Here is a 20938-nt window from a genome sequence, read left to right as displayed (position 1 = left end):
GTTGCTGTGTGGCAAGAGACATCGGCGGCAACCGGTGTCTCTTTGTTATTAGTTATGCTCTACTTTCAAGATAGTATAGAATTTAAAGAAAATCAAGAAGTTAGAAAGAAAAGGGGTTATTCTCCAAATGAAGAATATATTAATGATAATATATTTATATTGGAGGTAAATATGATAAATAAAACGATATTAAAGGCATCAATCCAAGATTCCGCTGAAATACTTAAAATTCAGAAGCTTGCTTATGTAAGCGAAGCTGAACTTGAAGGCAATTACGAAATCGAGCCTCTTCTTCAAACAGTAGCAGACGTAGAAGATGATTTTCTTGAAAGCCACATACTGAAATTAGTATGGGATGGTAAGATAATTGGTTCAGTTCGGGCGAGGGAAATCAATGGAACTTGCCACATCACCAAACTAATGGTGCATCCGGATTTTCAAGGAAAAGGGTTCGGAAAAGAATTAATGGCTGCAATTGAAAATGTTTTTAAGGGATCTCGATTTGAATTATTTACAGGCAGCAACAGTCTCAAAAATATTAACTTCTATAAAAACCTCGGGTATGCGGGCTATAAAAAAGAAAAGCTTCCAAGGGAAGATACCGTTTTTCTCTTTATGGAAAAAAAAGAAGCTTAAAGGGATAGACTCTAAGCTTCTTTGGTTCTTGTTTAATATACCGTTTCACTCGGTTTCGGTTTACGGACGAATGCCATGATTCCTGCAATCAAGAAAAGCAGGCCGGGGATAAAGCCGAATCCGATGGTGCCGAGTCCAATCACCAGGGCAGCGAGAATGAACATGATTCCTGAAAGGATCGGTTTTCTATTTTTCACAATGGTTAGCACCGCAATGAGCCCAAGAATGGAAGCGATGACTCCAATCAGGATAAGGTACCACCCCATTGATTCCGCAATCCCTATAATAAATGTCGAATCCTGGGTCGTTATTGCAGGATCGCTTTCGATCATCTTTTCCATTTCTTGCATGACCATAGGATCGTCAATACTCATATTGGTCACGATTCCGATGATTGAAAATAAAGCTGACAAAACAATACCGATGATTCCCATCACAACTTCTCCGGTCCTTTTTACCATTCATAACATCTCCTTTACGTATCACTCTTTAGATTATATTTTGAGTTCTAAACATATCACGAATGTGACCATGCTTTCCTATGTAATTCTATCTTTTGACAATATTCTCCTTCAACGAATCGGAAGTCCCATAATTCAGACAATTTCTGCCTCAATAGCTAAATATTCAACTTCTTCAATACGATTTTTTCTATAACGCTCCAGGGAAGAATGCTTTTCAGCAGGATGGCAGCCCTGGTCCCTTTTCCTGCAGGTACTCTGAATCTGGTTATTTTACCTGTTCCTATAGCTCTAATGATGGCTGCTATTTCTGCGGGGTCCCCTAAGCTGGACTGACCCGCCTCCAGCTCAGATTGGATTCTTTTCATATATGTATGATATGGCGATTCTTTAACGAGTGATCCAGATGCCACCTTCATCCCTGTAGTCCAGATATTCGTCTTGTATGAACCAGGTTCAACTAAAAAAACATCAATGCCAAACGGCTTTAGTTCCAGCCTCAGACTTTCGCTGTACCCTTCAAGAGCATGCTTTGAAGACACATATGGGCTTAATCCGGGGAACCCGAAACGTCCGCTGATACTTCCCATATTGATGATCTTTCCTTTCCGCTGCTCCCTCATGAACGGTAATATGACTTGTGTGACAGCCATCACACCGAATACATTCGTCTCAAATTGCTCCCGATATTCATTAAGATTAACCTCTTCTGCAAAACCTCCAATTGCAAAACCTGCGTTGTTCAATAAAAGATCAATCGAATCATATTCTTGAGTAAGTTCATCTTTGAAGTTCTGAATGGAAACGGCTGAAGTGACATCAAGAGGACGGGTTGTGATGTGTGACTCCACCCCATTAGATTTTGCACATTCCATTAATTTTCCCGATTTCGAAAGATCACGAATTGTCGCCACTACCTTAAAGCCACACTTTGCGAGTTCTATCGATGACAGTAAGCCAAATCCGCTATTTGCACCAGTCACGATGGCGATTTTTCTATCCACAGTAAATCACTCCCTTTATAACAGATAATATAATACCGATATTAATTATCATAGAAAAAAGGCGGCTTCATCCCATTGAAGCCGCCAAAATCGAGGATATGGTGTCAATTTCATATTTATACTACTAGTTTATTTCTTAACTTTCAAATGCATCATAAGGCTAAGAATGCTTCTCTGCTTCGATGCACAGAAGAGTGTTTTGATTTCCACACGAATTCATATATTTATATAATTTTAAGCATATCATGATATTCTCTATTCTGCAGGAACGGAAGCCACTTCCTCCCCTTCATTGTTGTAAAATATTACAAGAGGTAAAGCCAGTTGTCCTCCGTATGATTCTACCTGTAAAAAATAGGGATCATTACCTGTCTCAACCTTCTTAAATTCAATATTATCCCGATATTGAAAGTAAGCTGCCCCTGTTTCTTTTCGGTTACCGTAAACCAGGAATTGACTGGTATTTAAATAACTCGATCCAAGTAAACCATCTTCTCCTTCTTCCACACTTACAAGTTCATAAAGTGGCAGCAGATCTGCCTCTTTATACTGAGCTAATCCAAGTTTAGGCTCATCTCCCTTTATTGAATATACAAGGAAGTATTGATCTCGGATTTTTTTTCTTAAAACAACACTGACTTCCTTTTGATTCTCCCTTATCAGATCTTTCAAATGGGTCTCCAGATTTGATTCAGCAGTAAGAACATCTCTTTTTTCAAGAAGATTGACAAGGAATGAACTAATGACCGCCGTCAGGATGACTGCCAGTATCGTCTTAGGAACAGCCGCATTCTTGACCGCTATCCTTTCATGTTCTTTTTTATGATATAACTTCACGTGAAGACCTCCAATTTCCCTTGTTTTCCCATTATACCAAATACTCGGAATTTCAGAGGTCTTTATTTCTGATTTTATAAAACAAAAAAATCAGCAGGGTTTATTACCCTGCTGAAAAAATATTACTGCTGATCGACTGGTACTACAGCGTTTTTAATTTCTTTCTTTAAGTCTGAAGTGTATTTAGCTTTTTGACTTTCACTCCAGTTCAATAATTTAGCCATGATTTCGATTGCTGGTTCATGCCATTTCTCAACCCACTCCCGGTCAAAGAACATGGCGCCTGTTCTGCGGATAAAGAAATCTACAGGCGTCGCAGCCATCTCTTCCTGTATTGCATATAGGAGCTGTGCATATAGGGTGACGGGCACCTCACTCACTTCGGTGGAGCCGCTATATGCATGAGCAAGCTTGAACACCTGATCGACGTTTGACCCGTACATGCCGGCAAGCTTTCGCCCTTCTTCCACAGTTAATCCATATTGGACGGCTTCCTTTGATTTTTGGTCGATAAATGCCGGTAGGTTCTTAGATCCTCCTACATGACCGCCAGATATCGGCATGTGCTTGGTTGCAGAAGCAGGAAATTTCTTTTTAATTTCTTCCTTTAGACGTTGCGATACAAGATCTACCACCGTTTCTGCCATCTTGCGGTAACCTGTCAGCTTTCCGCCGGCAATCGTGATGAGGCCGCTCTCTCCTTCCCAGATTTCATCTTTACGCGAGATTTCAGAAGGATCTTTGCCCTTTTCAAATATGAGCGGTCGGATACCTGCCCAGCTGGATTCTACATCTTCTTCCGAAACATTTACATCCGGGAACATATAGTGAATCGCGTTAAGGATATAATCCCTGTCTTCCGTTGTCATTTGTGGGGTCGCTTTGTTTTTGTCATAAAAAGTATCGGTTGTACCTACGTATGCTTTTCCGTCTCTTGGAATCGCAAATACCATGCGGCCGTCAGGTGTATCAAAGTAAACAGCCTGGCGCAGAGGGAATTTACTTTGATCGATGACAATATGCACTCCCTTAGTCAGACGGAGCTGTTTATTATTGGTGCTGTAGTCTTTTCCTCTGACTTCATCAACCCATGGACCTGCAGCATTGACGATTTTCGCCCCTCTTATTTCAATCGTGTCACCATTTAGAAGATCCTCGGCTTCTATGCCGACCACTTTTTTATTTTCGTAAAGGAAACGCTGGGATTTTGTGTAGTTGATGGCTGTTGCACCATGCGCAATCGCTTCCTTCATTACTTCGATTGTCAGGCGGGCATCATCCGTACGGTATTCAACATAATATCCTCCGCCTTTCAAACCTTCCTTTTTCACAAGCGGCTCTTTAGAAAGGGTCTCTGCAGAAGAAAGCATGGATCTTCTTTCATTTCTTTTAACACCTGCAAGAAAATCATATACCTTCAATCCGATTGACGTACTGAACTTACCGAATGTACCGCCTTTATGAAGAGGCAGAAGCATCCATTCCGGAGTTGTCACATGCGGACCGTTTTCATAGACGATTTCACGTTCTTTCCCTACTTCGGCTACCATTTTCACTTCGAATTGCTTTAAATAACGCAGTCCTCCATGAACAAGTTTGGTTGACCGGCTTGATGTTCCTGCAGCAAAGTCCTGCATTTCGACCAGTGCCACCTTCATGCCGCGCTTTGAAGCATCAAGTGCGATTCCGGCACCTGTGATACCTCCTCCAATAACGATGATGTCATAATGGTCGGAAGCTAATTGGTTTTTCATTTCCTGTCTTGCTGTACTTGAAAACGTCATAATGTATATCCTCCTAAATAACAATTTGTATAGGGATTAATAATTTCGACTCTGTTTATAAATGCACATTATAGTAAGTGTATATCCATAAAAAAAGAGACCAAAACTAACATTATGGATTTTCAGCCATAATGAAGTTTGGTCTCTCTGGATCTCTTACCGATTTATTAACTTAAATTGATTATAACACAAACGAATCTTATTTAAAAGCCATTGCTGCCTTAACTGCTTTTTTCCAGCCTGCATACAATTCTTCACGGTTTTCTTTCGTCATCCCCGGCTCGAATTCACTGTCTTTCTTCCATTGTTTCGAAATTTCTTCACGATCTTTCCAATATCCTACAGCAAGTCCTGCAAGGTATGCAGCACCAAGAGCTGTCGTTTCATTGACCACTGGCCTTTCAACCGGAACATTTAAAATGTCGCTCTGGAATTGCATAAGGAAGTCATTTTTCACAGCTCCGCCATCTACACGGAGTTTTTTCAGTGCGATTCCCGAATCTGCTTCCATTGCCGAAAGTACATCCCTTGTCTGATATGCGAGCGATTCCAGCGTTGCACGCACGAAATGCTCTTTCGAAGTCCCGCGCGTCAGCCCAAATACCGCCCCGCGGACATCACTGTCCCAATATGGAGTACCAAGTCCTACGAATGCAGGGACTACATAAACGCCATCAGTCGATTCTACTTTTTCTGCGTATATCTCACTATCTTTGGACTCTTTTAGCATGCGGAGGCCATCACGCAGCCATTGGATGGCAGAACCGGCTACAAAGATGCTTCCTTCCAATGCGTATTCCACTTTGCCATCAATTCCCCACGCAAGGGTTGTCAGAAGGCCATTATCTGATTTCACGGCTTTATCTCCGGTGTTCATAAGCATGAAGCAGCCTGTACCATACGTGTTTTTACCCATTCCCTTTTCATAGCACGCTTGACCGAAAAGAGCAGCCTGCTGGTCTCCCGCTGCACCTGCAATCGGAATTTCCTGTCCGAAGAAGTGATGAGGGATCGTCTTGGCGTATACTTCTGAAGAAGGACGTACCTCAGGCAGCATGGATTCAGGTACTCCAAGGATTTCAAGAAGTTCGCTGTCCCACTTTAACTCATGGATATTGTACATAAGTGTCCGTGAGGCATTTGAATAATCTGTCACGTGAGCCTTGCCGCCTGACATCTTCCAGATAAGCCAAGTATCGATCGTACCGAATAGGAGTTGTCCCTTTTCTGCTTTTTCCCTAGCCCCTTCTACATTATCCAGGATCCATTTCACTTTTGTTCCCGAGAAATAAGCATCAATCAATAAACCTGTCTTTTCCCGGAATGTATCATTGAGGCCCTGTGTCTTCAACTCATCGCAAATCCCTGCTGTCTGTCGGGACTGCCATACAATGGCATGATAAATCGGAGTCCCCGTCTCTTTATCCCACACAACCGTTGTTTCACGCTGATTTGTAATTCCGATACCTTCGATCTGCTCAGGCTTCACATTTGCTTCTGATAAAACGGTTGCGATGACAGAGAGGATCGATCCCCAAATTTCATTTGCATTATGTTCCACCCAGCCCGGTTTAGGAAAATGCTGAGTGAATTCTTTCTGGCTCGTATGGACGATCTCTCCCTTTTTGTTAAAAAGAATCGCCCTTGAACTCGTCGTCCCCTGATCCAATGATAAAATATATGTTTCCATGATGATTCCTCCCGTGAACTTAGTTTTCAGTTGATAATTTTTCTACTTTCTGAGATAGCGTTAATTTCCTGTCGCTTAAGTAAGCTGCACCCAGAATGGCTAAAGTAAGGATTAAAACAACCCAAAAGCCGGTAGTCACTTTACCGGTGAAGATCGCTTTGTAAAACAACCCTCCGAATGAGCCCCCTAATGCAGGCCCTAAAACCGGGATCCAGGAATATCCCCAATTCGAAGTTCCTTTCCCCGGAATCGGAAGAAGGAAATGCGCAATCCTCGGTCCGAGGTCCCTCGCCGGATTGATGGCATAACCGGTTGTCCCCCCCAGGGAAATCCCGATTGCGATGATCAAAAATCCTACAATGAATGGATTTAATCCATCAGTAAAAGTATTCGCGCCGATTGACAATAATCCTACCACCAAAACAAATGTACCGATGAATTCGCTCAATAAATTAGAGAATACATGTGGAATGGCCGGACCGGTTGCGAATACACCCAGTTTGACGCCGGGATCCTTCGTTGCATGCCAGTGCGGCAGGAAATGCAAGTACGTAATCGATGCCCCGATTATCGCTCCGATCATCTGTGCAAGTATATACTGCGGAACCTGACTCCATGGAAAATCACCGTTGAAGGCGAGTCCAAGTGTTACCGCCGGGTTTAGATGAGCTCCGCTGAATTGACCGACTGCATAAACACTCATGGCCACTCCGAGCCCCCATCCAAAAGTAATGACGATCCAGCCCGAATTATAGGCAAAGGATTTCTTCAAATTAACATTAGCACATACACCTGCACCAAAGATAATGAGTAATGCTGTTCCTACCACTTCTCCTAAGAATGCTGTCATATCTTTAACCTCATTTCATATTGGGATGTCTGTGAAGAGACCGTTTTCATAAATGGGTACAGTCAGTATTCTAACTTTATATATCCCATTTTCTTCAATGGAAAACAGTTTTATTAAAAAATAAAAAAGAGACATACGAAACATGGCCCCCTTTAAAGGCATGAATTGCGTAAGTCTCTTTTTCTCTCTGCACAGTGTATTAACTTGGCTTCTATGTTAATACGCTTTGAAAACGTTGTCAACAGGAAATAATTCCGATATTAGTTTAAAAATGAGAAGTTACTTTTTATCAAAGTGCTTCCATAACGTCCGATCTGATGTAGTAATGGCAGTGGCGCCGGCCTCGATGGCTGCTTCCACTTCCTCGATTGTGTCAATGAGTCCCCCGGCAAAGATAGGCTTGCCGGTTTTTTCACGGATTTCTGTTATGATCTTCGGTATGACTCCCGGCAGGATCTCAATGTAATCCGGCTCCGTTTTATGAATCAGGTCTATGCTGCGCTTCATTGCGCTGGAGTCGATCACGAACATTCTCTGCGTGGCATATACACCTTTTTGCCGGGCTTTTTTTATCACATTCCCCTTAGTGGAAATGATTCCATATGGTTTCACTTCCTGGCAGATATACTCTGTCCCATACTCATCATTAGAGAGTCCGTGAATAAGATCGATATGCAGGAACATCTTTCGATTTTGTTGTCTTGCATATTGAAAAACACTTTTCAGCATACCCACATGAAGGTCCAGGAACACACCATATTCAAATGATGTCTCAAGCATCTTATCAAAGTCCTTCATTGACCTGACTGCAGGAAGAATTTTTTGCCCTTCGAAACTCATGAATATCACCTCCTGTTTCTATGTTTTGAAGTAGTCATTATTCCGCATGGACAACCGGAAAATAGGATGGTAAAAATCTATACATAACCTGTCTTAATAAAGCCAATAACCTTCAAAAATCAGATCATCCTCTAAAAAGTGAAAAACTTTTTACTCACTCACCATACAGACTTTTACCCCCGCTGATTCAAACACTTCTACTTTTTCTCTGTCAGATTCGTCATCCGTTATTAAGAGGTCGACCTTTGACAAAGGCAGATCCAATCCGGCAAACAAATCTACACCTAACTTCTGGTGCTCCATCAATGCAATATTTTTCTTTGAACGTGTCATGACCGTTTTGAGAAAAACAGCCACTTCCGGTGTTGAAGTACTTAAGCCCCGCACGGAGATTCCGCCTGCCGCAGCAAAATTTACGTCTACCGTGAACTGTTTTGTGTATTCATTGGCGAGACTGTCCGTGATATTACCGGATCGCTTCACCATGCCCCCTATCAAAAGAGTCTCAATATTGGTGTATTCCTTGAGGCGGTATGCGACTTCCAATGAATTAGTGACAACAGTATATGGGATATTTCTTGGCAGGTATGTAATCATGGCGTTATGTATGGAAGCTCCGCCTATGAATACAGTCTCACCTTCATTAATTAACCCTGCAGCTGCCCTGGCAATCGCTTTCTGGGCTTGGCTTGCTTCTCCATACCGTTCGTCAGGCATCTGAGGTTTATTCCTTGCTTTCGGATTTGGGAGTGCTCCCCCGTGTGTCCTCTTCAGCAGGCCTTCTTCTTCCATGATGGATAGGTCCCGACGTATGGAATCAATCGATACTTGGAATTCGTCTGCGAGATCTTTTGCCAGAACCCTGCCTATTTTTTCAACTTTCACGAGGATTTTTTCTCTTCTTTCTTCAGAAAACACCTCTTCTCACCTCCTTTATGCATGTTTATTCATGATTTCCGTGCATACATATTCATATTATTTCTCTATTTGTAAGGGAAGTAAAGGTACATACAGGAAAAAACCGTCGAAATCATGATCGACAGTCAATATCTCCTTCCTAAATGAAACAAAAAATAATCTATCCCAGGCTCTGGCTCTGGGCAGTATGCTTCATTATGTTTAATCCATCTCTATCCAGAAACGAAGGATTACATTGCCGTCCTCTTCGACAAAGTCATCGGCGGGTGTTCCACCATTGTTCAGGATCGTCCTTCTTGATGCTTCATTCCATCTGTCACAGACAACTAAAGTCTTATGGATTCCAAGTTCTTTTGTTTTTTTCAATGAAAGTGAGAGAAGCTTCGTCGCATAGCCTTTTCTTCTTTCCGTCGGCCTGATGCCATATCCCACATGCCCGCCTGCATTCAACAGAGATTCAGTTAATGCGTGACGTATATTGACAACCCCTATCACCCGATCATCTTCGCCAACCAGCCAATAAGTGGAATCAGGTACCCAGCCTTCCGGAAGATTCTCCCCTTTCTCTGCATCAAGCAATGATTGAATCATTTTATCAAAGTCTGTCGGGTCTTTCTTTATGACCCAAGGAACCATATCTTCCCCTGAATTTTTCCATTCCCGGTAAAAATCAAGGTATTCATCCCTCAATTCAGCATTCGGTTTAACCAGCCTAACGTTTTCCCACATCTATTGTTCTCCTTTAGTAGTAAATTTAAAATAGTTTACCACGTTATGCGTTTATGTGGTAGATTTTTCTTGAAGTAAATTCCACTCAAACCAGCGCCCATGCCCATCTGTATCCCCAATAAGATGACAGTCCTCTTTGCCGTTGATATAACAATCCAAATGAAGCTGCCTGTCCCACATATTATTGTATAGATGAAAGATATTACGGTGACGGCCAATTTCTTTGATTTTGTCATGAAGAACTCTTTTTGCAGATTCAGGAATTTGATTGGCGACATGGGTATGAAAAATACAAATGACTTCGTTGTCTGGAATTTCTTTGATTTTTTCAGGGAAATGTTCGATGCCGTCACCTTCTATGAAATCAATATCCAGCTCTTTGATACTCTCGGCTGCAGCTGTAAATAAACTCCTCCTTTCTTCATGTTCCGGCCAGATAAGGGAAAGCAGCCACGGATGATCTTCTTTATGATTGATATGTAAGTCATATCCCGTCCGGGAGGCAACCGGGGGCGGTTCTGGATAAAGGACAGGATGATGATTTCCCTTTACTTCAGAACTGATCAGAATGCTGGATGAATTATTTCCGTATTCCCCATCATCAATGTCATATTGATAGCGGTATTGATCCCAGCCAAGCTGCAACCCTGCACTCGTTCCAATTTCCATCAAGGCAAGCGGTTTATTCGTCAATTCATGCATATAACAGAAAGCAGGGTATAGGTAGGCGCACCTTCTTACTTCGTTAGTTTGGACAAGCTTTGTTTGAAGGATGGGTATCAATTGATGCTTATTCAAAAGGCAGAATTGTTTAAAGTGGTTAAATGATTTCTTGACTGGCAGTGGGTCCTGTACGATGCTCGGATAATAGTTTCGCAAGTGATGGGAGGAGCCATTCATCAACAGGAAATGAACCCCGCCTAAAAACAGATTAGGAACAGGCTGGCCATCCCTGCAGTAAGTGCATAACTCCAATAGTTCATCATCATCTGCTATTTTAATTGAAAGGTATTCATAAAGGGGGCTCGAATCCCTGCATTCCATTTCTGCAAATGTTTTAAAGCGCTTTGATATCTCTTGTTTATTCATTGGATGTGCCTCCCTAAAATAGGTATGATCCTCTTTTGGATTTCCTGCTGATCGTGATATTGGAACAGCCCGATTCCATTCCCCCACGGGTCTTCGAATGTCGCCCATTTCACGGGTACTTCTTTCCTTGAATGGATAATGAAATCTTCCACATTCAATAAGTGGATCAATCGTGCTTTTTCTGTTTCAATGTCAGCCACACCAAGTCGGAGCGGTCCGCTTTTTAGAGACGGTTCACCTTCTGCAACCTGAAGCCAGCACCCCGGAATGAGTTCCCATTCAGCAAATCCTTCATGAGGAACAAAGTCAGGCCCTCTATTTAAAAGTTTTTCATACCAATTTTGTCCTTCTCTCATGTTTGGAACACGGACTTGTATGGTCATTTCATAAATCATCAACATTACCCCTTTCCTGAACGTGAAGGAGAACAGTGCTCACCGCACTGTTCCCTGCTTAATAATTTAAAACGCCCAATTCCCATCCCTGAATATTGCAATCCTGCTGCCGTCACTTAATATTCCGTCAATATCCATCTGGGAAGAACCTATCATGAAATCCTCATGAACAATGCTTTCGTTCAGCCCTTTTTCCTGTTTTTTTTCATCAGTGAGGTTATTGCCGTTTTTGATACATGTAGGGTAAGATGAACCAATCGCCAGATGATTGGACGCATTTTCGTCGAATAATGTATTAAAGAAGAGAACTCCAGTATCAGAAATTGGAGATCTGTGAGGGACAAGTGCGACTTCTCCTAAATAGGAAGCTCCTTCATCCGTTTCAATCATCTTTTTTAAAATATCTTTACCTTCCCGTGCCTCCATCTCAACAATCTTTCCATTTTCGAACCTCAGTGTGAGATCTTCTATCACATTGCCGTTGTATGCGAGCGGTTTGGTGCTTTTTACTATCCCGTTCACCCCTGTTCTGACTGGTACCGTATAGACTTCTTCAGTGGGCATGTTGGCGATGAAGTCGGTGCCTTCCGGGGTCTTGCTTGCCCCGGTAAGCCACAAGTGATCTTCATGCAGCTCAATCGTCAGATCGGTGCCCTCAGCATTGTAGTGAAGCGTTCTTATGTTCATGTTATTAAGTTCTTCAGCTTTCGCTTTCAGTGTTTCAATGTGGTTCTTCCACTCTGACACAGGGTCTTCAGCATCTATTCTGACCGCGGTGAAGATGCGTTCCCAAAGAGCTTCTACCCTTTTTTCTACTTCCAGCTGCGGAAACACCTTTGACGCCCATTTATGGGAAGGCATTGCGATGATCGACCAGCTAACGGAATCATTGTCAATCGCCTCAAAAAAATGGTCGAGTGCTAGGCCCTTTGCCTTTTCAAAATCCTGGATCCGATTAGGATCAATTCCTTTCAGTAAATCAGGATCAGGCGCCTCCACTTGCAGGAAGGCACCCTTCCGATCAACGACCCATTCATGCGCTTCGGCCAGCCAGATAGGGTACTCCTGAAAAGTTTCCTCAGGTGCAAGCTCATAATGTGTACGGATGATGTCTTCATCCTCCCACTGAACATGCACACTTCTTGCACCCGCCTTATAAGCATGCCGTACTACTTTTCTTACCAGTTCTTCGGTTCCAAGCGGTGCGGCCACCCATAAATCCTGACCCTCCTGCACATTTACACCAACTTTGACTGCAAGTTCTGCATATTGATCCAATTTCTGTTGAAACTCTTTATGTAACATTTTCTTTCTCCCTTTCTACTAAACTTTCAATCATTGATTTCATCTTTACCATTGTAGAGGGTAATGGTTCATGCGGATCAGCGATATCAGGGCTATCTTGATAAAACTCTGCAAAGTTTTGTCCTTTATATCTCGGAACAACATGCATATGATAGTGTTTCAATTCACTGAAGATCCCTCCATTCTGACAGATGGTGATGCCATCAGGAAGATAAATTTCTTCTATCGTTTTCGAAATCAGCTGTACGGCTTTCATAACGGCTATATTCATTTTCATGTCAAAATCCACGCCTTCATCAAAGTGCTCCTTAGGAAGGATCAATACATGTCCTGGATTGAAGGGATCGTGATCAAGTATGCAGCTTAAAAAAGAATCTTCATACACCGTGAAAACCTTTTCTTCTTTGTTGGCCAGCCTGCAGCCAAGGCAATCCTGTTTATACAATTTCCGGCCTCCTTCAAAATTAAAGGGAATTAAAAGTTTTGATCGAATAAAATACTATTCGGAAACTTTACGTTTCTACTATCATAACACTTTATAGAAAGAAGGGTTGTAAATAATGGAAGTTTTGCGATTGGATAGCTCCCATGCGGAGGACTACCTTAAGCTTAGACTGGAAGCTCTTAAGACAAATCCAGAGGCTTTCGGGGCAAGCTATGAGGAAACTGCATCCAGAGAAAATCCGCTTAAGCACATCGCTGCGAGGCTTGATCAGAGAGAAAATTATACATTTGGTGCATACATCGGCGATTCATTATCCGGCATGGTTGTACTGATTCCTTAAACCGCTGAAAAAATGAAGCATAAGGCATCTATATTCGGTATGTATGTGTCGCCTGAGCATCGAGGGAATGGGATTGCCAGAACATTGCTTGAGAAAGCACTCTTACAAGCAGGGAATCTGAAAAGTATTGAACAGGTAAACCTGACGGTCGTTACCACTAACGATTCTGCAAAAAGGTTGTATAGCTCAATCGGGTTTCATAGTTATGGAACTGAAAAAAGGGCGATCAAATATAAGGGAGAATATTTTGACGAAGAATATATGGTTTTATTTCTTTAATACAGAAAAGAACGAAGAACCAGATATCTTCGTTCTTTCCTATTGGTCAATCTTCGGGATTGATGATTGCGTAATGCTGATGGTCTTCCCACTTTCCATTGATCTTCACATTTTTCACAAATATCCCCTCTTTGTGAAAACCTGCTTTCTCCAGTACTCTCATCGATGCGATATTTTGAATCATCACCCCGGCTTCCACCCTGTGAAGCTTCAATTCTTTAAAGGCATAATCCACTGCAAGCCTCACCGCCTCGGTTGTATATCCCTTTCCATTATGCTTTTTTGAAAGAGAATAGCCTATATAACAGCACTGCAACGGACCTCTTATGACATCAGAAAGCGAAATATTGCCGATTAGTTCATCTGTTCCGATAAGGAAGATGCCGAAAGCATAGTATTCATCCCTCTCCATTCTTCCTGCAGTCCGCTCCACCCGCTCTCTCTGAGACTGAAGCGAATAGAAATCGTCATTCATCAAGGGCGAGAAATCCTTGAAAAAGTCCCTGTTTTCAAGCTCAAATGAGAGCATGGCATCTGCGTCATCAAGATAATAAGGTCTTATATAAATGTTGTTTCCAGTTCTTTTCATTTGATTAATTCCTTCCATTAAATGACATGGCTTAGCTTTTCATAATTTTCACTTTGGAGTGGTAAGGTTTCAGCAGCCTGAGTATTGTTTCTTTTTCTTCATTCTCAAATCGTCGACTCCATTCGAACATCTTCATTAGCATGCGAAGTGTTTGTTTGTAGTTTCCTTTCTTGATTCCAGCTTTTTCTTCTATAAATCTTTTGATAATACGGAAGGTGCGTTTTTGTTTAGGTGTATCCAGTAAAATGATGAGGTCTGATTGTTCGAGACTTTCCCTCATCCATTCCTGGTGATGCACGCCTTCGACGATCCAGGATTCCTGGTACACGATAGAATGAAGGATGGCCGTCCGCTCTTCTTCCGACCTGCGCCGGTCTCCCTTTTCCCTTCGCTCCCACATGATATTATCCAGTTCATAGTATGCTATATTCATATCATCAGATAATTTTCTCGCTAAAGTAGATTTACCGCTGGCAACAGAGCCAATGATGTGGATCCGTTTAGAATTGATACTTTCTTTCTTTCTAAACATGAATATAGTGTTCCTTTCCAATCTCCGTATCTTCCTGGATTACCACTTTGTAAACATATACGCCTCAAGTTAACTGTGTTCTATTTAAAAAATTGCCTTATAACTCCTTTGCCCCCAGAAACATTAACCTCTGCACAAGCACCGTTGACAAGCGTCACTTGAGGAGGCTGGTGTCCACAGTCAATATCATAGATTACAGGGATCCCAAGCTCTTCCGACAATTCCCTGTAAACGTCTTCTGCAAGATAGCCATTTACAGGAGTATTCGCGGCACTTCTACCAAAGATGATTCCGGAGCAGTGATCAAACCATCCTGCCATTTTCATATGGACCAGAGCGCAGCGCAGCCCGGTCGTATTCAATTCACAATTTTCAAAATACCATAACAATGGTTCCCCGTCCGCAAATGTCTCATGAAATGCTTTAACGTCCCCATAAGGTGTGCCTGCCAGGTGATGAATAATATCAATGCAGCCGCCAAGCAGTCTTCCTTTAAGGTTTTCATCTTTATTGCTGACGGTTTTCCATTCTGTTTCATGGGTAAGGTGAAAGACACATGGAGATGGATTTTCGTGCTCCCATTGATCTTGATATTTAATAGAAGATGTCTGAGAAATGGATTCTCCACGCTTTGTGGTCAGTACTTTCTCCCACATCGCAGTCGTCTCGTCCCAATATTCTCCCCTTAAATCAATGAAATTCGTGCCATGAGCGGTGGCGATTCCTTTTTTGAGTGTAATCGCGAGAAGCAAAGGGCTGATATCCGAATATCCCAGTACCCATTTAGCCTTCATTTTTTCAAAATCAAGGAACTCAAGAATTTCAGTAAGAAGCTCCCCTCCCCATGGTGGAATAATGGCTTCAATCTCGTCATCCCCCATCATCCCCATGAATTCTGATGCCCGCTTTTCTGCACTTGCAGCCCTCACTTTTTCCTGTGTCCACACAGTTTCTCCAAATGATACGGTATATCCCTTTTCTTCTAATCTCTGTTCTGACTGTCTCAATAAAGGGTGATAGGCAGAAGACACCCCCGATGAAGGTGCGGTGACGCCTATTTTTGAATGTGTATTTAAAACTGGATACGTTATCATTTGTTTACCTCCCAATGCGTTTTTAGAATTTTAGCAGATTAATTGATTGGTAACAAGAATTATTTTCCATTAATATTAGTTTTTAAGTAAGATAAACCTTTCTTGATCCGAATCTGATTCAAAGCTATGAGTCTCATCTTCACAGGATTTCTGCTTCCTTTGATAACGGTCATGTTCAACAAGCCCCGCTATGCATTTCGTGATGCCGTTGAGCAGTAAGATCGTCACGGTGAAACACAGCAGCGGCCCCATGAATATCCACCACGAGAGACCAAGCTCCTTATAGCTTGTTCCCATCATACCGGACCATTCTTGAATGAAAGGCTTTGGGGGATGACAAAACGGGGTGTAACATACATCAGTCCCCCCGAAATAAAGGGTGAAAAAACCTAAGTGTGCAATGATCAGAAGCATCTGGATGACGATTTTTGGATAAATGATAAACAGACGCATCTTCAAATGAGGGAACACATGTTTATAAAAAATGAATAATGGGCTCCCCCCCAATACCCTGGCAGATGCAATAAATTCTTCGCTGAGAATCTGTTCCGTTTCGTTCGATATAAGAATGGATGTAGTCGGAACAGTAATGAGAGCGAGTACAAGTACTTCTATAACGATTCTTTCAGAAAGGGTAGTTGTGAATCCTTCCATCGGCTCCCATATGACCGGGTACAAAATGTTATAGGCGATAATGGACTGAGGGATGAAATAAAATGCTGTAAAGAATTTATGGGCAAAAGATTTTACCCTGAACTTAGAAAAGCCCCCGAATATACCAATTCCGAATGCAACAATGAAACTTAGGAGAGAAATGATAATTGCAGCCCCGATTGTATAAATTGCACCTTCCAGCAACTTATATCCGATGTCGTACCCTTCGCGGTCAGTCCCAAAAGGAAATTGCCATGAAGGGGCAAAAGGTGCATCCCCTATAATCCTGCCATCATCATTCCGAAGAAGCAGCATTTGTGGAATGTCGTTATCAGGAAGCAGGTTGTATATAAGACTGGAGATCAGGAGCAGGAGAATGGAACTTGTACATACAATAAAACCGATCCGGTAAAATGCAGCTGTTTTCAAAGGCTCATCTCCTTTCCAGTCTTATTAAGGATTAACACTTGTAATAGTTTTAAACACAGGTAAAGCGGAAGAAAAAGCAGGATCGAGGCCACTGCAAAGATTGAAGGGGTATTATAAGTGAACAGGAAAGACGTTATGCCAAAAACGTTGAATAAATACTCCAGGATCAATAGATTGGAGATCATCATCCAGGCAATCTGCTTGCCGTGATATGTAAGGCTGACCAGGACATTTCTCATCATATGGATAAACAGGATCCTGAATTGAGTAAGCCCTTTGCTCTTTGCCAGTTCAACATATGGCTTTCCCTCTTCTTCGCGGAGAAATCCGACCATATTGCTGAAGAAGAAGAATGATGGAAGTACACTCAATGTGACGGCGGGAAGCAATATCACCTGATTTTCCCCGACAGCCGCAGTATCAATCAGGAGAAGACCGGTCTTCTTGAAAAACCATATGATTGACAATTGGGTCAAGATGATAATGAAAATATCGGGTAAAGATCCAATTAAGAATGAAAATGCTTTTACACCCTTTTTAAATAACCTGTTCATAGAGAAATAAAAGGTTAACAGAATGACAGAAAAAAATAATGCCAGTATTAATGATAGAAAGAAAATGCGTGCACTGCTCCAGTATGCCAGGAAAAGAATAGGGAATAACTCTCTCTCGATATCAGAAATCGGGTTAACGTAAACAAGGTCTTCTGGTGACAGTAAATCTTTGAATACTTCCCCAATTTGCCTCATATAAGAGAAAACTGAAAGTGATTGGTTTTCAAAAAGTACTGAAGAGGCACTCACACAGATGATACCGGTTATGATAAGTAAAACCTCTCCTGCCATAGATATGATTTTTTTGGGCATTAGCTTTCTCCCCCTTCCTGACTTTTACCCACACTAAATAATGGTAACATTTTACTTTTATATAGCAATACTTTTTTACAATTTTGTGACTTCTTGAATCTCATCTAAATTTCATGATTCTATGGTAAACTAATTTAGTTGTGAAAAATCCACTTGGAGGTACTGGTTTGAAAAAAGTCACATTGAAAAAGAATTTATCTGCAGCAATGATCTCACTCTTGGCGTTGTCCTCTTTTGGGGGAACCGTTCATGGGGAGTCCAAAACAGGGATCAATGCAGATGCGGCAATCTTAGTAAATGCAGAAACCGGAAAAATCGTTGATAAATATAATGAAGATCAGCCGCTCGGAATTGCCTCGATGACAAAGATGATGACAGAGTATCTTGTCCTTGAAGCAATCGATAAGGGAAAGATAAAGTGGACGGATACGTATAAGATAAGTGATAAAGTATATCAGCTTGCCAATGCTCCCGGCTTGAGCAATGTGCCTTTACGTGCAGGAGAAGCTTATACAATAAAAGAACTATATGAAGCGATGGTCATCAAATCCGGAAATGGTGCGGCCATTGCACTGTCAGAAGCGGTTGCCGGCAGCGAAGGAGAATTTGTCAAAAGGATGAATGCCAAAGCGGCTCAGCTTGGAATGGAGCACTATAAATTTGTCAATTCAAGTGGATTGAGCAATTATGACATGCTCGGCATGCACCCTGAAGGGACAGATGTAGATGATGAAAATATGGTATCTGCAGAAGATATGGCGACACTTGCGTATCGTTTGATTAAAGACTATCCTGAAGTTTTGAAAACATCGGGTACGAATTATAAGTACTTCAGGAAAGGAACTGATGAAGAGTACTTGATGAAGAATACAAATGCACTTCTGAAAGACCGTGCGTATTCTTTTAAAGGGGCAGATGGCCTTAAGACTGGAACGACACCTTTTGCGGGATCGACATTTACCGGTACCGCCGAACGGGATGGAGTGAGATACATCACCGTCATTCTCGATGCCAAGGATCAATATGGTCAGCCTAGCAGCGCTGAACGATTCATACAAGCTTCAAAGATGCTCGATTACGGTTTCACTCAATATGAAACAGCCCAATTCACCCTTGAGGATACAGAAACCAAGGATGCACTTCCCGTTCAAGATGGTAAAGATGCTGAGGTTAAGATCAGTGTGGACAAGCCAATAAAGGTCCGCATGATGAAAAAAGAAATTGAGCAGGCAGACGTTGAGTTGAAATTGGATGAGGACAAAATGGGTGAAGATGGCAAACTCCTGGCGCCTGTTAAAAAAGGAGAAAAAATTGGAGAGCTGGTGCTAAAGAACGATAAAAAGGCTGAATATATTTTAGATGAGCTCCAACAAGATCAGAAAGTGAATGTGTACGCTTCTTCCGCTGTTGAAAAAGCAAATTGGTTGGTAAGAAGTGCCAGAAATATTGGTGAATTTCTCAAAGATATATTCTAATAAGCTGAATCTATCAAGCGTCTAAGAGAAAACAGTTGCTTTCTCCTATGAATCATGACAAGCTTACTAGGTCAGTATTCTATAAAGAAGGTGAAATAATGATTGAAGTTAAATTATCCTCGATTAGTGACGGGGACTTGAATAGAGGGGTTTTCGCCAAGAGGGATATATCAAAAGGTGAGCTCGTACATGAGGCTCCTGTGCTCCCGTACCCAAACGAAGAACATGAACATATTGAAAAAACGTTCTTGGCAGATTATGTTTTTGAATATGGCATTAATCATACGGCTCTCTTGCTGGGCTACGGTATGCTGTTTAACCATTCGTACACACCAAACACAATCTATGAAATAAATTTTGATCAGCATACATTTGATTTTTACGCATATAAAGACATCAAAGCAGGTGAAGAACTTCTTATCAATTATAACGGGGAAGTTGAAAATGATACTCCGCTTTGGTTTGATAAAGAGGATCAGTCTGAAGATTGATTCCTTTTAAGGGGGAAGGGCTTTGAAAAGCCCTTCCCCCTCTTTGAGTTATACTTGTATTTCAAGTTTTTCGAGAATACGCCGTTTTCTATAGAGCATCCGCCCGGCTTCCCCTATATCATGCATCATCGATTTATTAATAAAAGATCCAAATAGGATTCCTGCTATCGGAATCATTTGAAAGAGCTTTTTCCATCCAAAATTATCTCTGAAGCTGACCATTACCTCCCTCCAGCCCTGCAGCTGAGAAATGGCCTGGTCTCTCTTATTTGGTGAAGCCTGGTTGAATTCCGACAGCTCCTGTAGAATGGCCTGTTTACCAACGACGTCGGATGACACGAATTGAAGGCATTTAATGATAAATACCCTCTCACTCGGCTCATTTGGATCGTATCCATAACTGAGAGCGATTTCCTGCAGAGTTTTCAACGAGATTCCCAAAATAAATGGGATATCAATGCTTAATGTAAGAAACCCTCCGATTCCTGTAGTAGCGCCTTGCGTCATGGCAACTTTCTTGCGGGTTTCGACAATCGCTTGACTGACATCATCCATCACCTGGAGCGGCATCTCTTTCACCGCATGAATTCCCATTTCTTCATTTCCGGTTTGTTTCTTTATTCTATTCAACACTTCTTTTTCACTTGTAAGATAACTTCCTCCTTTTTGAATGTAACTCCCGATTTCATCCAGGGCCTGTCCCAGTTTTTTATGCACCATCTTCGGCGTTATCCGGTCCAGAATCATGAAAGGCACCCTTCCGATCTTTTCCCAGAACCATAGTCCTTTCTGGTCTTTCTCCCATTTAGCCACTGTTTCAAGTTCTTGTAGTAGATATTCCTTCGTTTCATATTGGATCATTTGTGGTCTCCTTAAGTCTTAAGTAATCTTGTAATTGTATCTCATTTCTGCAGGTGATTTCTTATGTATGTATTTAAGTTTAAAAAAAGATACATGTCAGTAAGAACATGCATCTTCCCTATCCTTATAGGCCGCCCCCGAACCAGCTGCTTGCCTTTATTCGCTCCTCTTCTTGAATCTGCCGCTCATTGGCAGTTGGATCGTCTTGGAAGGTTGAGGTCCTGCGTTTTATTAATGAGCTTAAGACGCCAAACAATATGGCGATTCCGATGATGAACCAAAGCATGTGAATACCTCCCTTGGTACATTTTTAGCTTTCTTATTATTTATATACGGATGGAGGGT

The 20938-nt window shown here is 41.8% G+C and carries 25 protein-coding genes; 5 read left to right on the top strand and 20 right to left on the bottom strand.

Annotated elements, in window-relative coordinates:
* Positions 1–42: 42 nt before the first annotated feature.
* Positions 43–636: a GNAT family N-acetyltransferase gene (locus AS034_RS11855; protein WP_232353643.1), complete on the top strand. Its 594-nt coding sequence runs from the start codon at positions 43–45 to the stop codon at positions 634–636.
* Positions 637–668: 32 nt separating this feature from the next.
* Here the strand turns inward: AS034_RS11855 and AS034_RS11850 are convergent, their stop codons facing one another.
* From AS034_RS11850 to AS034_RS11790, 13 genes are all read right to left on the bottom strand, one after another.
* Positions 669–1097 carry a DUF4064 domain-containing protein gene (locus AS034_RS11850; protein WP_074440004.1) on the bottom strand — a complete coding sequence of 143 codons (429 nt, stop codon included), beginning with the start codon at positions 1095–1097 and terminating at the stop codon, positions 669–671.
* 158 nt (positions 1098–1255) lie between these two features.
* Positions 1256–2101 carry an SDR family oxidoreductase gene (locus AS034_RS11845; protein WP_058298591.1) on the bottom strand — a complete coding sequence of 282 codons (846 nt, stop codon included), beginning with the start codon at positions 2099–2101 and terminating at the stop codon, positions 1256–1258.
* A 255-nt stretch (positions 2102–2356) separates the two neighbouring features.
* Entirely contained in the window at positions 2357–2938 is a 582-nt protein-coding gene (locus tag AS034_RS11840; protein WP_058298590.1) for a hypothetical protein, read from the bottom strand.
* A gap of 122 nt (positions 2939–3060) precedes the next feature.
* A complete protein-coding gene (locus AS034_RS11835; RefSeq protein WP_058298589.1) occupies positions 3061–4722 on the bottom strand; it encodes a glycerol-3-phosphate dehydrogenase/oxidase in 1662 nt (553 codons plus the stop codon).
* 199 nt (positions 4723–4921) lie between these two features.
* A complete protein-coding gene (gene glpK / locus AS034_RS11830) occupies positions 4922–6412 on the bottom strand; it encodes a glycerol kinase GlpK (RefSeq protein WP_058298588.1) in 1491 nt (496 codons plus the stop codon).
* Between the two features lie 19 nt (positions 6413–6431).
* Positions 6432–7262, bottom strand: a complete 831-nt coding sequence (locus tag AS034_RS11825) for an MIP/aquaporin family protein (protein WP_032088536.1) — start codon at positions 7260–7262, stop codon at positions 6432–6434.
* Between the two features lie 279 nt (positions 7263–7541).
* Positions 7542–8102, bottom strand: a complete 561-nt coding sequence (locus AS034_RS11820) for a glycerol-3-phosphate responsive antiterminator (protein ID WP_032088537.1) — start codon at positions 8100–8102, stop codon at positions 7542–7544.
* Positions 8103–8252: 150 nt separating this feature from the next.
* Positions 8253–9020, bottom strand: a complete 768-nt coding sequence (locus AS034_RS11815; RefSeq protein WP_058298587.1) for a DeoR/GlpR family DNA-binding transcription regulator — start codon at positions 9018–9020, stop codon at positions 8253–8255.
* Positions 9021–9221: 201 nt separating this feature from the next.
* A complete protein-coding gene (locus tag AS034_RS11810) occupies positions 9222–9749 on the bottom strand; it encodes a GNAT family N-acetyltransferase (protein WP_058298586.1) in 528 nt (175 codons plus the stop codon).
* Between the two features lie 51 nt (positions 9750–9800).
* Complete coding sequence (locus tag AS034_RS11805; protein ID WP_058298585.1) at positions 9801–10838, bottom strand: DUF2332 domain-containing protein; 1038 nt, start codon at positions 10836–10838, stop codon at positions 9801–9803.
* On the bottom strand, positions 10835–11233 hold the full coding sequence (locus AS034_RS11800) for a VOC family protein (protein ID WP_058298584.1): 399 nt from the start codon (positions 11231–11233) through the stop codon (positions 10835–10837). The genes AS034_RS11805 and AS034_RS11800 overlap by 4 nt, the downstream gene beginning before the upstream one ends.
* 66 nt (positions 11234–11299) lie before the next feature.
* Positions 11300–12538 carry an aminopeptidase gene (locus tag AS034_RS11795; RefSeq protein ID WP_058298583.1) on the bottom strand — a complete coding sequence of 413 codons (1239 nt, stop codon included), beginning with the start codon at positions 12536–12538 and terminating at the stop codon, positions 11300–11302.
* Positions 12528–12983: an HIT family protein gene (locus tag AS034_RS11790; RefSeq protein ID WP_082641674.1), complete on the bottom strand. Its 456-nt coding sequence runs from the start codon at positions 12981–12983 to the stop codon at positions 12528–12530. The genes AS034_RS11795 and AS034_RS11790 overlap by 11 nt, the downstream gene beginning before the upstream one ends.
* Positions 12984–13098: 115 nt before the next feature.
* Between AS034_RS11790 and AS034_RS23155 the strand changes: the two genes are divergently transcribed.
* Together AS034_RS23155 and AS034_RS23150 are read left to right on the top strand one after the other, a co-directional pair.
* A complete protein-coding gene (locus AS034_RS23155) occupies positions 13099–13323 on the top strand; it encodes a hypothetical protein (RefSeq protein ID WP_244888147.1) in 225 nt (74 codons plus the stop codon).
* 12 nt (positions 13324–13335) lie between these two features.
* A complete protein-coding gene (locus AS034_RS23150; RefSeq protein WP_272867403.1) occupies positions 13336–13602 on the top strand; it encodes a GNAT family N-acetyltransferase in 267 nt (88 codons plus the stop codon).
* A gap of 46 nt (positions 13603–13648) precedes the next feature.
* Here AS034_RS23150 and AS034_RS11780 read toward each other — a convergent pair whose 3' ends face one another.
* From AS034_RS11780 to AS034_RS11760, 5 genes are all read right to left on the bottom strand, one after another.
* Positions 13649–14191, bottom strand: coding sequence for a GNAT family N-acetyltransferase (locus AS034_RS11780; protein WP_058298581.1), 543 nt, complete (start codon positions 14189–14191; stop codon positions 13649–13651).
* A gap of 31 nt (positions 14192–14222) precedes the next feature.
* Entirely contained in the window at positions 14223–14723 is a 501-nt protein-coding gene (locus tag AS034_RS11775) for a P-loop NTPase family protein (protein ID WP_058298751.1), read from the bottom strand.
* An 80-nt stretch (positions 14724–14803) separates the two neighbouring features.
* Positions 14804–15817, bottom strand: a complete 1014-nt coding sequence (locus tag AS034_RS11770; protein WP_058298580.1) for a S66 family peptidase — start codon at positions 15815–15817, stop codon at positions 14804–14806.
* A 75-nt stretch (positions 15818–15892) separates the two neighbouring features.
* Positions 15893–16900 carry an ABC transporter permease gene (locus AS034_RS11765; protein ID WP_058298579.1) on the bottom strand — a complete coding sequence of 336 codons (1008 nt, stop codon included), beginning with the start codon at positions 16898–16900 and terminating at the stop codon, positions 15893–15895.
* A complete protein-coding gene (locus AS034_RS11760) occupies positions 16897–17766 on the bottom strand; it encodes an ABC transporter permease subunit (protein WP_058298578.1) in 870 nt (289 codons plus the stop codon). Before AS034_RS11760 ends, AS034_RS11765 begins: the two co-directional genes overlap by 4 nt.
* Before the next feature lie 167 nt (positions 17767–17933).
* Between AS034_RS11760 and AS034_RS11755 the strand changes: the two genes are divergently transcribed.
* Together AS034_RS11755 and AS034_RS11750 are read left to right on the top strand one after the other, a co-directional pair.
* Positions 17934–19241, top strand: coding sequence for a D-alanyl-D-alanine carboxypeptidase family protein (locus AS034_RS11755; protein WP_074440003.1), 1308 nt, complete (start codon positions 17934–17936; stop codon positions 19239–19241).
* A gap of 98 nt (positions 19242–19339) precedes the next feature.
* Positions 19340–19732, top strand: coding sequence for an SET domain-containing protein (locus AS034_RS11750; protein ID WP_032088549.1), 393 nt, complete (start codon positions 19340–19342; stop codon positions 19730–19732).
* 48 nt (positions 19733–19780) lie between these two features.
* Here the strand turns inward: AS034_RS11750 and AS034_RS11745 are convergent, their stop codons facing one another.
* Positions 19781–20593, bottom strand: coding sequence for an EcsC family protein (locus AS034_RS11745; protein ID WP_058298577.1), 813 nt, complete (start codon positions 20591–20593; stop codon positions 19781–19783).
* 124 nt (positions 20594–20717) lie between these two features.
* Positions 20718–20879, bottom strand: a complete 162-nt coding sequence (locus AS034_RS22745; protein WP_156416142.1) for a hypothetical protein — start codon at positions 20877–20879, stop codon at positions 20718–20720.
* Between the last annotated feature and the right edge of the window lie 59 nt (positions 20880–20938).

It is taken from the genome of [Bacillus] enclensis (genome assembly GCF_001456935.1).
Lineage (GTDB): Bacteria > Bacillota > Bacilli > Bacillales > Bacillaceae_B > Rossellomorea > Rossellomorea enclensis.
This window is presented reverse-complemented; position numbering and strand designations above follow the sequence as displayed.

Bases quoted from the DNA above. Each gene is read 5' to 3' on its own strand.
- AS034_RS11780 (WP_058298581.1), bottom strand. From the start codon at position 14,191: ATGAAAAGAACTGGAAACAACATTTATATAAGACCTTATTATCTTGAT.
- AS034_RS11805 (WP_058298585.1), bottom strand. From the start codon at position 10,838: ATGAATAAACAAGAGATATCAAAGCGCTTTAAAACATTTGCAGAAATG.
- AS034_RS11825 (WP_032088536.1), bottom strand. From the start codon at position 7,262: ATGACAGCATTCTTAGGAGAAGTGGTAGGAACAGCATTACTCATTATC.
- AS034_RS11745 (WP_058298577.1), bottom strand. From the start codon at position 20,593: ATGATCCAATATGAAACGAAGGAATATCTACTACAAGAACTTGAAACA.
- AS034_RS23155 (WP_244888147.1), top strand. From the start codon at position 13,099: ATGGAAGTTTTGCGATTGGATAGCTCCCATGCGGAGGACTACCTTAAG.
- glpK (WP_058298588.1), bottom strand. From the start codon at position 6,412: ATGGAAACATATATTTTATCATTGGATCAGGGGACGACGAGTTCAAGG.
- AS034_RS11795 (WP_058298583.1), bottom strand. From the start codon at position 12,538: ATGTTACATAAAGAGTTTCAACAGAAATTGGATCAATATGCAGAACTT.
- AS034_RS11800 (WP_058298584.1), bottom strand. From the start codon at position 11,233: ATGATTTATGAAATGACCATACAAGTCCGTGTTCCAAACATGAGAGAA.
- AS034_RS11770 (WP_058298580.1), bottom strand. From the start codon at position 15,817: ATGATAACGTATCCAGTTTTAAATACACATTCAAAAATAGGCGTCACC.
- AS034_RS11835 (WP_058298589.1), bottom strand. From the start codon at position 4,722: ATGACGTTTTCAAGTACAGCAAGACAGGAAATGAAAAACCAATTAGCT.
- AS034_RS11760 (WP_058298578.1), bottom strand. From the start codon at position 17,766: ATGCCCAAAAAAATCATATCTATGGCAGGAGAGGTTTTACTTATCATA.
- AS034_RS22745 (WP_156416142.1), bottom strand. From the start codon at position 20,879: ATGCTTTGGTTCATCATCGGAATCGCCATATTGTTTGGCGTCTTAAGC.
- AS034_RS11750 (WP_032088549.1), top strand. From the start codon at position 19,340: ATGATTGAAGTTAAATTATCCTCGATTAGTGACGGGGACTTGAATAGA.
- AS034_RS11775 (WP_058298751.1), bottom strand. From the start codon at position 14,723: ATGTTTAGAAAGAAAGAAAGTATCAATTCTAAACGGATCCACATCATT.
- AS034_RS11810 (WP_058298586.1), bottom strand. From the start codon at position 9,749: ATGTGGGAAAACGTTAGGCTGGTTAAACCGAATGCTGAATTGAGGGAT.
- AS034_RS11850 (WP_074440004.1), bottom strand. From the start codon at position 1,097: ATGGTAAAAAGGACCGGAGAAGTTGTGATGGGAATCATCGGTATTGTT.
- AS034_RS23150 (WP_272867403.1), top strand. From the start codon at position 13,336: ATGAAGCATAAGGCATCTATATTCGGTATGTATGTGTCGCCTGAGCAT.
- AS034_RS11820 (WP_032088537.1), bottom strand. From the start codon at position 8,102: ATGAGTTTCGAAGGGCAAAAAATTCTTCCTGCAGTCAGGTCAATGAAG.